Source organism: Cyanobium sp. NIVA-CYA 375, assembly GCF_056108345.1.
Window position 1 is genome coordinate 1 of sequence record NZ_JBSYHW010000023.1, and the last position, 13790, is coordinate 13790.

The 13790-nt window shown below is 60.5% G+C and carries 9 protein-coding genes and 1 pseudogene; 3 read left to right on the top strand and 7 right to left on the bottom strand.

Translation table 11 applies throughout. The features are described 5' to 3' along the window. Positions 1–115 precede the first annotated feature (115 nt). Together AC01FP_RS07875 and AC01FP_RS07880 are read right to left on the bottom strand one after the other, a co-directional pair. Positions 116–544, bottom strand: a pseudogene (locus AC01FP_RS07875) (peptidase U32 family protein); the annotation flags it as partial. After that, a complete protein-coding gene (locus AC01FP_RS07880) occupies positions 544–1290 on the bottom strand; it encodes a M15 family metallopeptidase (RefSeq protein ID WP_474479350.1) in 747 nt (248 codons plus the stop codon). The gene AC01FP_RS07880 and the pseudogene AC01FP_RS07875, both read right to left, overlap by 1 nt. Before the next feature lie 146 nt (positions 1291–1436). Here AC01FP_RS07880 and chlP point away from each other — a divergent pair, with 146 nt between their 5' ends. Further along, positions 1437–2798, top strand: a complete 1362-nt coding sequence (gene chlP, locus AC01FP_RS07885) for a geranylgeranyl reductase (protein WP_474479351.1) — start codon at positions 1437–1439, stop codon at positions 2796–2798. 24 nt (positions 2799–2822) lie between these two features. Here chlP and AC01FP_RS07890 read toward each other — a convergent pair whose 3' ends face one another. Beyond that, positions 2823–3965 (bottom strand): fatty acid desaturase, encoded by a 1143-nt coding sequence (locus AC01FP_RS07890; protein WP_474479353.1) that lies wholly within the window; start codon positions 3963–3965, stop codon positions 2823–2825. Between the two features lie 61 nt (positions 3966–4026). Then, entirely contained in the window at positions 4027–6192 is a 2166-nt protein-coding gene (gene glyS / locus AC01FP_RS07895) for a glycine--tRNA ligase subunit beta (protein ID WP_474479354.1), read from the bottom strand. 82 nt (positions 6193–6274) lie between these two features. Here glyS and sir point away from each other — a divergent pair, with 82 nt between their 5' ends. Continuing rightward, complete coding sequence (gene sir, locus AC01FP_RS07900; protein ID WP_474479355.1) at positions 6275–8011, top strand: sulfite reductase, ferredoxin dependent; 1737 nt, start codon at positions 6275–6277, stop codon at positions 8009–8011. A 301-nt stretch (positions 8012–8312) separates the two neighbouring features. On the opposite strand, the gene AC01FP_RS07905 is transcribed toward sir, so the two are convergent. Further along, positions 8313–9035: a M15 family metallopeptidase gene (locus tag AC01FP_RS07905; protein WP_474479356.1), complete on the bottom strand. Its 723-nt coding sequence runs from the start codon at positions 9033–9035 to the stop codon at positions 8313–8315. 117 nt (positions 9036–9152) lie between these two features. On the opposite strand from AC01FP_RS07905, the gene AC01FP_RS07910 reads away from it, so the two are divergent. Beyond that, entirely contained in the window at positions 9153–10145 is a 993-nt protein-coding gene (locus AC01FP_RS07910; RefSeq protein ID WP_474479357.1) for a sigma-70 family RNA polymerase sigma factor, read from the top strand. Positions 10146–10187: 42 nt separating this feature from the next. Here the strand turns inward: AC01FP_RS07910 and recG are convergent, their stop codons facing one another. Next, on the bottom strand, positions 10188–12707 hold the full coding sequence (gene recG, locus AC01FP_RS07915; RefSeq protein ID WP_474479359.1) for an ATP-dependent DNA helicase RecG: 2520 nt from the start codon (positions 12705–12707) through the stop codon (positions 10188–10190). Then, positions 12656–13783, bottom strand: a complete 1128-nt coding sequence (locus tag AC01FP_RS07920) for a hypothetical protein (RefSeq protein ID WP_474479360.1) — start codon at positions 13781–13783, stop codon at positions 12656–12658. The genes recG and AC01FP_RS07920 overlap by 52 nt, the downstream gene beginning before the upstream one ends. Positions 13784–13790 lie beyond the last annotated feature (7 nt).

A 13790-nucleotide genomic window follows, 5' to 3' on the forward strand; every position in this document is an offset into this window, starting at 1 on the left:
AGAACTCCACCGATTGGGCCCATCAGGCAGAAGAACGGAGCTGCTTTCGTTCAGATCAGCCGGGATTCGCTGTGTCCTGTGGGCAGGCTGCGGCTCTATCGGCAACAGACTCCTAGCGGCCCAAGTCGGTGAGGGTCAGTTCACGGGCAAGCACAACCCGGACAAAGCCAAGCTCTGCGGCCATAGCCACCCCGGCAGCGCTGGTGATCGACATCTGGGTGGAGCCATGCACAGCCAGCTCGGGCGCCAGGCTGCGCACCAGCCGAGCCAGACCGACGTTCTGGACTGTTAGGGCATCTACCTGGGCTGCCGCCTCAACCAGTTCATCGCTGAATACGAGCACATTGATGGTGAGCAATCCCTTCACTCCTCGACGATGCAGCCATCGCATCAGCTCCGGCAACTCCTCCTGACGGAAATTTGCGGCCCGCATACGGGCGTTGAAAACTTCCATGCTGAAATAAACAGCGTCGGAACCATTTGCCACCGCAGCCCTCGGGGCCTCCCAGCTGCCTGCAGGAGCAAGTAATTCCGGATTAGCCATCAGCGTGCCAGCCGTTGGGCCGGCTCAAAAAGCTGCAAAGCCTCTGCGCTGCCCTCAAAACGCCAATGCCAAGGCTCGTAACTCACCCCCTGGGGATTGCCCTGTGGAAAAGAAAGAATGAAATGGTACCTGGCGGCATTGGCTTGTAGCCAGGCGTAGGCACCGGTTTGATCGAAGGAGGGTGAAAGGTTGGCAGCAGGGGCCCGACCATCACCGAGGTCTATGGCGTATCCGGTGCTGTGCTCGGAAAACCCTGGCGGAGCGCTCACCATGGCCCTCTCCCTGGCGCTCTGGTTGCGATCCGATTTCACGCCAAAGAAGAGATCGTTTTGAAGGCTGAGGGAGCGGAAGGCGCTCAGCACCACAATCTCGACCCCGCTAAGTGCTGCATCTCGTTGCATTGTCAGAAAGGAAGCTGCGGCATCGCGTTGCAGGCTGAGCCCCGGGGCGATCGCCACCCGCTCGGCGGCGGGCAGCTCGCCGTAAGGGAAATGGCCAAGAAGTCGTCCATCGAGGCCCGTGCGGGCATTAAGACCCTTTATTGGTGGCGGGGCCAGCAGGCGCTGCAGCGGCCCGGGGCGCCACACGACAAGCAGCCCTAGGCAAAGCAACAAGGAGCCAGCGCTGATGCTGAGACCGAGCAGCCAGCGGTTGGTTTTGGCAGCTGGCTGGCTGGTGCGGCGCGCTACAGGAATATCACCGATGGCAGAGGCCTGGCCTGGCCTGCGGGAATTGCGACGCGTCACCCGGGTTCCCTGCCTGGCACCGATCAACCGCCCTAAACACTCAAGCAGTGAAGATCATAGGCGGGGAGGGGGGGTTGGGCTCCACCTAGCCGGTCAGCGGTGTTAGCTTCCCAGCAACATCCTTCCTGGCGGAGAGGTTTTTTTCGATGTTGCGAGTCGCGGTGGTGGGTGGCGGCCCAAGTGGGGCCTGTGCAGCTGAAGTGCTCGCCAAGGCCGGCATACAAACTTGGATCTTTGAGCGCAAGCTGGACAACGCCAAGCCCTGCGGGGGAGCTATTCCTCTTTGCATGGTGGAGGAATTCGAGTTGCCTGAGGCGATCATCGATCGCAAGGTACGCAACATGAAGATGATTTCTCCCTCCAACCGCGAGGTGGATATCAACCTCGAAAACGAGAATGAATACATTGGTATGTGCCGCCGAGAGGTATTGGATGCCTTCTTGCGCAACCGCGCTGCCGGGTTGGGAGCCCAGCTGGTGAATGGCTTGGTTACCAAAATCGATACAGGGATTAACCGTCAGGGGCCGTATACCCTTACCTATTCTGATTACGCCGCTGGAGAGGCTACAGGTGAAACTAAAACCCTCGAATTTGATTTAATCGTGGGCTCCGATGGCGCCAATAGCCGTGTTGCCAAGGCGATGGATGCAGGCGATTACAATGTGGCAATTGCCTTCCAGGAGCGTATAAGGCTGCCTGCCGAGGAAATGAAGTACTATGAGAATCTGGCGGAGATGTATGTGGGCACAGATGTGTCCCCTGATTTTTATGCCTGGGTATTCCCCAAGTACGACCACGTGGCTGTAGGTACCGGGACCATGCAGAAGAATCAAGGGCTGATCAAGGGCTTGCAGAAAGGCATACGCGAGCGGGCCAAGAAGCGCCTAGTTAACGGCGAGGTTATTAAGGTTGAGGCCCACCCCATTCCGGAGCATCCCCGTCCCCGCCGGGTGGTTGGTCGCATGGCTCTCGTTGGTGATGCCGCTGGCTACGTCACCAAGAGTTCAGGGGAGGGCATTTATTTTGCTGCTAAAAGTGGGCGGATGTGCGCCGAACAAATTGTTGAATCCAGTGCTGGTGGTAGCAAGATTCCAACCGAAGCCGACCTTAAAAAGTACCTCAAGAAGTGGGATCGCCAATATGGCGCTACCTATAAGGTGTTGGAAATTCTCCAAAACATCTTTTATCGGAACGATGCTGCCCGGGAAGCTTTCGTAGAGATGTGCGACGACAAGGATGTGCAACGCCTCACCTTTGACAGCTATCTGTACAAGCGGGTGGTGATGATGAATCCATGGCAGCAGCTGAAGCTCACCATGCTCACCCTTGGCTCGGTGCTCAGGGGTAATGCTCTTGCTCCCCAGGGTTACAAGCCAGTGGACAGTGCGGTGCGCGGTGAGGCAGAAGTTAACGCCATGCTTGCTGTAAGCACCATCAAGGGTGGTATTAAAGTCGGCGCCAAATCACCCAAGCCCAAGGGCGAACCGGTGCTGGCTGGTAAAAGTTAAATTAAGGCAGTGAATGCTTCAGGCTTAAGCTATGCTCACATTGGCTTGTTCCAATGTGAGCAATTTTTTTTCATCAGAATCCCATAGAACATATTTGAAGCTGTTGGGAAAATCTCTGAGGCGCAATCGCGGGCATTTAGCAAGTAGTGCTGCATTGGCTTCGTGACATTCCCTCAGGCGGTAATTCGGAATCCGCTCGCAGAGGTGATGAATGCTGTGGAAGGAGATATCTGCCCAGAACCAGTTAAGTAGTGCGGGCATTTCTAAATTGCTGCTCCCTTCTAGGGCCCCGCGGAGGTAGTTCCAGCCCTGGTTGCCACTGGCGTAGGAGCCTTCGAAATTGTGCTGAACAAAGAAGATGCACAGGAACAACGTCGCTGAAAGTGTCATCACCGTCAGGTAGCAGGCCCAGAACAGGCCATGGCCAAGCCAAGTTCCCATCAGCCACCAGCTCGAGAGCACCAGAAGATTGTTGGCGACAAGGTCTAGGCATTCAGCCGAGGTGTACCAGTGACTGGAGCGGAAGTTGCGGCTCAGCTCTGGCAAGTCGGCGAGGCCAGTTAGACCCTTTTGGCCCAAATGGGATGCCATGGCTCCAAGCCATTCAGCCCCTCCGAGCACCAGCACCAGTCTTGGCCGAATCAGCAGGTAGTAGCAACCGCCCGGGAACAGCATCAGGGGATGGCGACTTAGACCATAAAACCAGCGATGGCGCGGTGTTAACGACCTGTAATCCCTTAAGTTCAGCAGTGCGGACGGCCCCCGATAGCGCTCCCAGTTGCCGTTGTGTTTGTGGTGGAAAGCGTGGCCGCGAGACCAGGGGTGCTGGGGAATTGCATTTAGGCAGCCCAGCAGGAAGCCGACCGATCGATTTAGCCAGCGGGAGTCGAACAGTGAATCATGGCCGCAGTCGTGCATCAGCGCGAATGAGCGAGCTGAGAAAAGCACTAGCAGGAGCAGCACAGGTACAAGCAGCAGGCGCAGGCCTGGTTCGGCTGCTGCGAGCGGTCCGACTCCTACCCAAAGCAGGGCGGTCGGTACAATTGTATTAAGCAGCTGCCAGCTTGCAATGCGGTCGTCGCTTTGGCGGTAGGGCTCTAGCTGGAAATCTCCTCGTCGCGGCGACTGAAGCGGCGAAGGGGCCTGCGGCGATGGGATAAGGGTCACTAGTGACCCTCACTTTGTGCAGGCATTTGCGTACTTGATACATCCACACCATATGTGGGTCTTACCCAGCGATGCAACTGAAGTCCGCCAATACAGAAGCCTGGTTGCGCAGCACCCCAAGCAGGTTGAGTCGGTTGCTTCGCACGGCCCCATCCTCTGCCAGCACCATCACGCTCTGCTCGCCATCAAAGAAGGCTGCTAAGGCTGGTGCACCAGCCGAAAGACCGCTTGCTAAATCGCGGTAGCGATCGTTTGAGCTGCCGGTGATGATGGGCTCCAGTTTGGTGAGGACAGCCAACATGCCGGCCTCACTGCTTTTTTCGAACAGGCCAGGATCGACTACCCCGGTTGCGCTGAGCACGCTGCCCGGCAGATCTGCCTGGTTTGCAAGGCGAGCTGCGCGAGTGACTACTGCCTGCACCGCTGCCAACTGGCCCGAGCTGCGCAGCTCTTTCAGTAGGGCAATTCGTTGACGTGCATCTTCAGGATCTCCCAGCACTCGCGTAAGAGCAACCGTTTCGCCGGCAACCGCCTCCACAAGGTCGGCATCCATGCCATCTTCCTCAAGCAAGCTTAGTAACCGCTGACGCAGGAAATCGGCGATCTCAGCGGCCAATTGATCAGCATCAACGGCGCAGTGGGGCAGTAACGCGGCCCAGTGGTTGCATGAGCGCTGCAACAGAGCATGCAAATCAAGTCGCCAGTTCTTGTTCCATAAAATCTGCAACAGGCCTTGGCCAGCCCGGCGCAGGGCGTAGGGGTCTGAGGAGCCGGTGGGGCGTTCACCCTTTGCGTAGATGCTCAGCAACAGCTCCAGTCGCTCTGCCAGGGCCACCACAGCACCTGCATCGGAGTGGGGCAGAGCATCGCCCGCACCACGGGGTAGGTAGTGCTCCTGCACTGCTAACCCCACCTGCCAAGGCTCCCCCTCCGCCACCAGGTACTTGCCTCCCATCGCCCCCTGCAGCTCGGGGAACTCACCCACCATCTGACTCACAAGGTCGTGCTTGCAGAGATGGGCCGCCCGGCGGGCATGGCTGCTGCAGCTGGCAGGGAGTTGGAGCCGCTCCAGCAGGACATCTGTGCACCATTCGAGCCGCTCGGTGCGGTCGAGCAGGGAGCCCAGCCCCTCAGCAAAGGTGACCCGAGCCAGCTGTTGGCGGCGATCAATGCTGGCGATGTTCCGATCGGCCCGCACAAAGAATTCGGCATCGGCGAGGCGGGCCTTCAGCACCCGTTCGTTACCCCGAGTAACGCTGGCAGCCGCTTCAGGTAGGGCATTACTGATGCATAAAAAGCGGGGCAGCAGGCTGGCGCGGGCATCAAGTGCCAGGGGGTCCTGGCTGTGGCCCTTGCGATACAGGGGGACGTAGCGCTGGTGAGAGCGCATCACGGTGCTGAGTACCTCGGCGGGCAGGCCTAGGTAGTGGTCATCAAATCGGCCTTCCAGCAGCGATGGTGATTCGACCAGGTCTATTAATTCCTGGAAGAGCGCCTCAGGCAGATCGGCATCGGCGTTGTGGGCAGTGGCTGAAGCTTCAACAGCGCTACGGATCAACGCCCCGCGGCGATCGCGATCGACCTCCACACCGGCAGCTGCCAGCACAACGCCGTAGTCCGCAGCATTCGCGACAGCCACACCGGTCTTGTGCAGGCGATGGCCCCTGCTTTCCTTGCCCGCCGTCACGGCAGGATCACTGCCAGCCAGGGTCACAGCTACGAGCTCGCTATCGAGCAGGGCCACAAGCCACCGCACAGGCCTTGAAAAGCGACTCTCTCCCTCCCCCCAGCGCATGAAGCGGCGGCCTTGAAGGGCCTCAATCCAGAGGGGGATCCGGGTCGCCAGCAGCTCGGCAGTGGGCCGTCCCACTTCTAGACACCGGGCAAACACAAATGGACCCTTGGGCGTGTCGCGAATTTCAAGGGCCTCGGCCGACACGCCGCAGCGTTTGGCGAATCCAAGTGCCGCCGCTGTTGGTTGGCCATCCTTCAGAGCTTGGGACTGGGGCGGCCCCTTGCGCTCCTCCTCCAGGTCGGGCTGGCGAGGCGGCAGCCCAGCCACGCTGACGACCAACCTTCGGGGGGTGCTTGTGCAGTAAATACCGTCGTAACTGAGCCTCAGAGTGTCCAGATCGCGTCGCACCAGCTGCTCCAGCTGGGGAAGGGCCAACCTTGCAAAATCAGCGGGGAGTTCTTCAGTGCCGATTTCGAGCAAAAAGGTCGACACAGCTGCAGGGCAAGACAAGGCGACTGTATTGAACGCTGTTCGCTAACTTCGATCACGTGCCGAGCGTTGTACCAAAGACCCGATGCCCGAAGTCAAGCCGGCAGCCTCGAAATTTGAACAGCTCAAGGCCAGCAGCGGCCACCTGAAAGAGCCATTACTGACGGAGCTCGCCAACGACTCCGCCAATTTCACGGACGGTGCTGTCCAAATCCTGAAGTTTCACGGCAGCTACCAGCAGGACAACCGCGAAAACCGGCGCAAGGGCGAGGAGAAGGATTGGCAGATGATGCTGCGGTTGCGGAATCCCGGTGGGCGGGTCCCGGGGCCCCTCTTTCTGGCCATAGACGAGCTTGCCGACCGGCTAGGTAACGGCAGCCTGCGGGTCACAACTCGCCAGGCATTTCAAATGCATGGCGTCCGAAAGGAGAATCTCAAAGAGGTGATCGGCACGATCGTGCGCGAGCTGGGTTCGACCCTGGCCGCCTGTGGCGATATCAATCGTAATGTGATGGCCCCAGCAGCACCCTTCGAGAAGGGTGCTTACCCCGCTGCGCGCAAGCTTGCTGACGATATCGCCGATTTGCTTTCTCCCCAGGCAGCTGAGGGTTCCTACCTTGACCTCTGGGTTGATGGTGAGCTCAGCTACCGGATCAAGCCCAGCCCTGCGGTGGCCAAAATCAAGGCGCTGCAGCAGGAGGGTGCTGTCTTCAGCGGTGATGCGGCCGAACCGCTCTATGGCGGCACCTACCTGCCCCGAAAATTCAAGGTTGCCGTCACCGTTCCTGGCGATAACTCGGTGGACCTCCTTACCCAGGACATTGGCCTTGTGCTGTTCTGCGATCCCAAGGGAAGCCCTCTTGGTTGCAACGTTTACGTAGGTGGTGGCATGGGCCGCACCCACAACAAGGAGGAGACCTTTGCACGTACAGCGGACCGCCTCGGCTATGTGGCCTATGGGCACGTGCTTGAACTGCTGCAGGCGATCGTGGCCCTACAGCGGGACCATGGCGACCGGGAGCAACGGCGCCATGCCCGCATGAAGTATTTGATCCACGACCGGGGCGTCGATTGGTTCCGTCAGGAGCTGCAGGAGCGCTACTTCGCCCACCCGCTCAAAGGGATGCGGCTAGAGCCAAAAACCAAGCTCGAGGATTACCTCGGCTGGCATCGTCAGAGCCGGGGCCTCTGGTTTGTGGGCCTACCAGTGCTGTGCGGACGCCTATCCGGTGAGCTCAAGAGTGGTTTACGTCGACTGGTCGACACCTACAAGCTTGAGGTGCGACTCACCCCCAACCAGGATCTGCTGCTCTGCAACATCGGCACCGCCCAGCGCTCCAGCATCCGCGCTGCCCTGGCTGGGCTTGGTATCAATGCACCGGAAGCACCTGCCCCACTGCAGCGCCACGCTCTGGCCTGTCCGGCCCTGCCCCTATGTGGTCTCGCCGTTACCGAGGCGGAGCGCATCTTGCCAAGCGTGCTCGAGCGGCTCGAAGCCCAGCTGCAGCGCCTTGAGATTTCCCGATCGGTGCTGGTGCGTATCACCGGTTGCCCGAACGGCTGCGCCCGCCCGTACATGGCGGAGCTTGGCCTTGTGGGTAGTGGTGTCGATCAATACCAGTTGTGGCTGGGGGGCACCCCCAACCTCAGCCGATTAGCGGAGCCCTACCTAGAGAAGATGCCGCTGCAGGATCTAGAAACCACCCTTGAACCCTTGCTGAAGGCCTGGCAGAGCGCCGGCGGCCGCCGCAGCTTTGGCGATTTTGTGGTCAAGAGTGGCCGCGAAACCGTGCAGCAATGGCTGGCAGAGGGGGCAGGGTGATCTGGGCTCAATTGGGCTTACTCGGCGCCCTGAGCTTGCAGGCAGCCTTGGGGTTGGCTCCTGTCTGGGGCCAAGGCCGGCAGCAGCCCACCACCCCTCCATCACGCCCAACGTTGTTCGACCCCGACCTGAGTACCTGTGACCCGGAATGGATTCGAGCTGTTTTTCGTCAGCAGTTGCAGCCCTTCGTCGACCAAGGTGAGGCCGTGCTAGCCCACCTTCGCTAGATCCAACTGGAAATGACCGCAAAGACCCTCAGCCGCTGTGTTAATCGCCAGTTACTGAGCCCAGAACAGGCTGCTCAGCTCAGCCGGGAATTTGCCGAATCACCTATTCGCCCGTAGCAGGCCTCCTTTGCGCCGCTACGCCAGGCCCACAGCTGATCACCCCAACTGAAGTGCCACCACTCGTTGGGATGCTGCTCAAACCCTGCACCAGCCATCACTCTTGCCAGCAACTGGCGGCGCTGGTGCCAGGTAGCTGCTGGGCTGCTCGAATCAGCCAATGACGCGGCTTGATGAAATAAGGGTTCGGAAATCCTTCCTACTTCGTCGATCTCTCCCCCCATCGCCAATGCATGGCCGGCAGCATCAGCCAAGGTGAGATCCACGGCAGCTCCTGTGCTGTGGGGAGGCGGAGTGGCGGCATTGTCGCTGGGAGGGGCCCAGAAGCGGTCCACGGCGGCTTCCGCCTGATCTCGCTCTGCGGAGGGGAAGTCGGGGTCTATGCCGATTCGTTCACATTCGACCACAAGGGCATGGCGCACCATGAAGCGCTGCACGGCCACCGGCCTCCAGGCATCAAAAATCGCCAAGCTCCAGCCAGGCTGCTGCTTCTGCAGCGCTTGCTGGGCTTGCAGCAGGCGGGAGACCACCCCCTGCCGCAACCGAAATGGCGATGCAGCAGGCCCATAGGGCGCTCCCAGTGCCGCGTAGGGATGGGGTTCGAGCCGCAGCAAGGCCGTTGGAATTTCCTGCAGCGGCTCATCAACCTCAGCAATCGGAATGGAGTTCCAGGGGCGCAAGGGAGCTACAGACAGGCTTTGCCATTCAAACCGGATCGCAGCGGCAGAGCCGACCGGCAGGTCACGGCATCCAGCCCTTAAGGTTTCGAAACTCTGACGTTTACTTAGACCCCGCTCATGCCCACTCGCTTTGTTTTGAGCGGCGATCACCCGTTAGATGGCAGCCATGGCCGGGATTTGTTGCGCTCCTACATGCGCGATATCAGCAGGGTGCCGCTGCTGAGCGCCGATCAGGAGATAACCCTTGGGCGCCAGGTTCAACAACTGGTCGGTCTCGAGGAGGTTCGTGAGGAGCTCACTTTGAGGGCCGGTGGGATTGCCCCTAATGAGCAGCAGCTGGCAATTGCGGCCTGCCTCGAGCTTGATGAGCTTCAGTGCCGGATCCGCGATGGCAAGCAGGCCAAGGAAAGAATGGTTTCGGCGAATCTGCGCTTGGTGGTATCGATCGCTAAAAATTATACAAATAGCAGCTTTGAGCTAGCAGACCTTATTCAGGAAGGCACGATTGGCCTTGTGCGAGGCGTTGAAAAATTTGATCCCAGTCGTGGATATAAGTTTTCTACCTACGCCTACTGGTGGATTCGCGAGGGCATCACCCAGGCAATCAAAAACAAGAGCCGCACGATCCGCCTGCCAGCCCCCATTAACGCTGCACTTAGCAAACTCAAGCGTTGTCAGCGGGAGCTGACCCAGATTCATGGCCGTCCGCCCAGGCTGCATGAGCTGGCATCGGCCTCAGGCCTTTCTGAACTCGACGTACAAGAGCTGATGTTTCGCGCTGTACAACCGCTCAGCTTCGATCACACAACAGCCGATGGGGAACCCATCAATCTGCTCGATAAGGTGGCCTGTGACGGGATTCAACCCGAACAATTAGCCCTCGAGAATTGCCTCAAAAGCAACATTCGTAAGTTGTTGGATCAGCTGCCTGAACAGGAAGCCCAACTGCTCAGGATGCGTTATGGCATCGACCAGCAGGCTGCCTTGAGCCTTTCGGCGGTGGCCCGCGAGCTTGGCATTAGCCGCGATTCGGCCCGAGGGCTTGAACGGCGGGCTGTTGCCTCGATGCGCGATCTATCGGGGCATGTGTCCGACTACCTTTCCGCCTAACCCGGCAGCTGACCTGCTCTCACCAGACCACAATCGCTCAGGTCAGTTAAGGCGGGCAACTTGATCCATCTGGCGGCGGCGTTGCTCGGCCAGGGCCTCGGCTAACCCCTGATGCTGCTGCAATTCCGGATCTGCAGCGGTGATTTGCCGGGCTATCTCTCGTGCCTCCTCGAGCACAGCCCCATCTTCGGTGAGGCTGGCCAAGGCCAGATCCGGCAGGCCGCTCTGACGAGTTCCCAGCACCTGGCCCGGGCCCCTTAGGCGCAGATCCATTTCGGCGATTTCAAAGCCATCGCTGGAGCGCACCAGCACCTCCAGCCGCTGGCGGGCCAGCACATTGCTGCTGTCATTGATCAACAGGCAGTGGGAGGCTGCAGCTCCTCTCCCAACTCGCCCCCGCAGCTGGTGCAGTTGGGCTAAGCCGAAGCGCTCGGCGTGCTCGATCACCATCACGCTGGCCTCCGGCACATCCACGCCCACCTCCACGACGGTTGTGCTTACCAGCACCTGGGTTGCACCGCTGGCGAAGGCGCCGATGGCGGCTTGCTTGTCGGCGCTGCTAAGCCGGCCATGCAATAGCCCCACCGGTAGATCCGGAAACTCCTCCTCACTTAGCTGTCTGTGCACCTCCACCGCCGAGCGCAGCTCGAGCTTCTCCGACTCCTCTACTAGCGGCAACACCACATAGGCCCGTTGACCCAAGGCCACCTGCTCGCGGATCAACGCATAGGCCTGCTGGCGCTGGCTGCCCTTGATCAGGGAGGTGCGGATCGGTTGGCGTCCCGGGGGCAGTTCGTCGATCTGGCTCACATCCAGGTCGCCGTGGAGTGACAGGGCAAGGGTGCGAGGAATGGGCGTGGCCGTCATCGTCAGCAGGTGAGGCTGAAGCCCCTTGGCCAGCAAGCGATTGCGCTGGCGTACACCGAAGCGATGCTGCTCATCGACCACCACTAGGCCGAGCCGATCGAACTGAACCGGGTCCTCCAGCAGGGCGTGGGTGCCCACCAGCAGTTGCAACTGGCCGTTGGCGAGATCTTGGAGCAGTTGTCGCCTTCGTGGGGCGGGGGTGGAGCCGGTGAGCAAGGCAGAGGTGACGTGCAGCTGGGGCAGCCACTCCGCCAGCTTGCGGTAGTGCTGTTCAGCTAGCACCTCGGTGGGAGCCATCAGGGCCCCCTGGCAGCTGGCCTCGATCGCGGTGAGTAGGGAGGCCAAGGCAACTACGGTTTTGCCACTGCCCACATCCCCCTGCACTAAGCGGGCCATGGGCTGGGGGCGGGCCAGGTCGGCGCGGATCTCAGCGAGCACCCGCTGCTGGGCGCCGGTGAGACCAAAGGGCAGGATCGCCAGAAAGCTCTGCACCAGGCCTTCACTACCCGGTGGCAAGGCCAGGGGTGGAGCAGGCCTCTGGCTTAGTTGGCGGCGCCGTTGGGCTAGGCCCAACTGCAGCAGCAAAAACTCATCAAACACCAGGCGGCGACGGCTGGCCTGCAGCTGCTCCTGGCTGCTGGGCCCGTGGATTTCGGTGAGCGCTTCAGAGCGGCCCATCAGCTTTTGGCTGCGGCGCAGGGCCTCAGGCAGGGGATCGGGCCAGTGGCGCACCAGGGGAATCACCGCTTCCACCACCTGACGCAGCCTGTCTGCCCCCAGTCCTTCAGTCAGGCCATAGACAGGCAGCAGCCGACCAATCGTTTCGGAGCGCACCTGAGCTTGGGGCGACTCCAGGACCTCCATCAGCGGGTCCTGAAATGCTGGGCCGTAAGGGGTTTCCTTGACCAGGCCACTCACCGCCACCGTGGCCCCAATCGGAAACAGCCGTTGCTGGGATTTCAGCCAGCCTGGACTGGAAAAACGCTGTCCAGCGAAGAACCGACTTACTCGGATCCTCCCGGTGCAATCGACCAAATGAAGTTCAAGGATCGAGAGGTTGGGATTGCGAGGACTGGCAAAAGCATGACTGCGGCGCACCGATGCCACAATTGTGGCGGTGCGGCCGGGTTCGAGCCCGCTTATCCGCACCAGATTTGCGTAGTCGAGATAGTCACGCGGGTAGTAATGCACTAAATCGCGCACCAGCAGCAGGCCGAGCTGGGCCAGGCGGGCGGCGGTCTTAGGGCCGACCCCACGAACCTCTGAGAGGGGCGTTTCAGCGTTGAAGCTGTCCCGGCTAGCAGCCTTGCCGGCAGCCGCCGCCGCCGGGGAGCTCGTCGCCAGCCGCAACCGCGGTGGCGCTACAGCCAGCACCGGCTGTTGGGCCTTACGCAGGGCGTGCAGCCTTTCCCTGCACACCCGTACCAAGGTCTGGCGCCGGGCCAAGGGCAGCTCGCCGTAGGTCTGGAACCCAACTGAAAGATCCAGTAGCAGTTGGAGCGCTTCAGCCGGCAGGTTGGGAGGCCGCTGCTGCAACTGCTGAGCTACAAAGCTGCTGAAGCAGGTTTGGCGGCCCTTTAGATCGATGAATCCCCGATCGGCCTCCACCTGCAGGGCCTGCTGCAGAGCCCGCAGCCAGGCTTCTAGTCCTGGGGGCTCGCTAGGGGCTGGGCTGGGTTGATGTCCTGCAGCCACAGCTGTTCCGCCTCAAGCGCCTGAACCCGCCGCTTGATACGGCGATAGTGCTGAGCCATTCTGCGCACCTCATGGCGGTGCTGCTGAATCCGGGTACGGCAGGTGCGCAATTTGGGCAGGTCTTGCTCAAGGTCGGCAGGCCTTAACAGCACTGCCATGGATTCGAGCCGACCGGCCGCCGGCTCTGGCCCGAAGGGCAGGGGTAAGCGCAGCAGGTTGGCTGGGGCTTCCAGGCTTTCCAATTGCCCTGTCAGGGCTGCATCCAGCAAGCTCACGGGCAGCAGGGTTGTTGTTAGTCCCAGACGCAGCAGGTCAACGTTGAGAGCGTGGGAGAGATTGCGTAGACGGCGGCTTAGGGCCTGCTCGAATCCACCTATCCAGGCCAGCAGCAGCCCAGGTTCCGTTGGCAACCGGCCCCCATCCCAAGGACTCGGGGGGTGGTTGAAGGATTGACCCAACCAGTCGCTGAAGGCTTCCGCCATGGCCCGCATTGTCGACTCCCTGTCCCCTTGGCCGTCTGCTTCGCCCTCTTCGTCATCCACTGTGATTGCGCTCAATGGGTTGTTGCTATCGGGCTCGGAGGGCTCAACCGCGGGCCGTAGGGCGAAGCTGGAGTTGCTGAGGAAGTCTGCTCCTATCGGCAAGGCCATGCCCAGGTGGATAGATCCCCGCGCTGGGCTTTCTTCCTGCGGCTCTCCACCATCTGATTCGACTTCGTCTCCGCCTAGGGCCTCAAGCAACCTGCTGCGCTGACGATTGAGTTGCTTGTGGTTTTCGCGCGCGATTTGAGCCGCCAAGTGAGCAGCCTGTTCGATCGTTAGCAAACTGCTGGCCCGTTGCACCAGGCTGCGGATGCGTCGATGAAACACTTGACGCTGGAGGGCATCCAGCTCGCTGTAGCGCTCCGGATTTACCTGGGTTGCCAGATAAAAACAGGCCTGCTGAACACTGTTCAACAGGCCATCTCTCAACACTTGGAGATAAAGGGCCAAGTGGCGATAAAGCTGGGGGTTGGAGGCCACCAGCTGGGATTTCAGATCCTCAAGCTGCCTTTTGGCAGCCTCCAATGGGGTCACTGGCTTG

What these genes read in the sequence shown, in the direction of transcription:
- chlP (WP_474479351.1), top strand. Translation starts at nt 1,437, where the DNA reads ATGTTGCGAGTCGCGGTGGTGGGTGGCGGCCCAAGTGGGGCCTGTGCA.
- sir (WP_474479355.1), top strand. Translation starts at nt 6,275, where the DNA reads ATGCCCGAAGTCAAGCCGGCAGCCTCGAAATTTGAACAGCTCAAGGCC.
- AC01FP_RS07910 (WP_474479357.1), top strand. Translation starts at nt 9,153, where the DNA reads ATGCCCACTCGCTTTGTTTTGAGCGGCGATCACCCGTTAGATGGCAGC.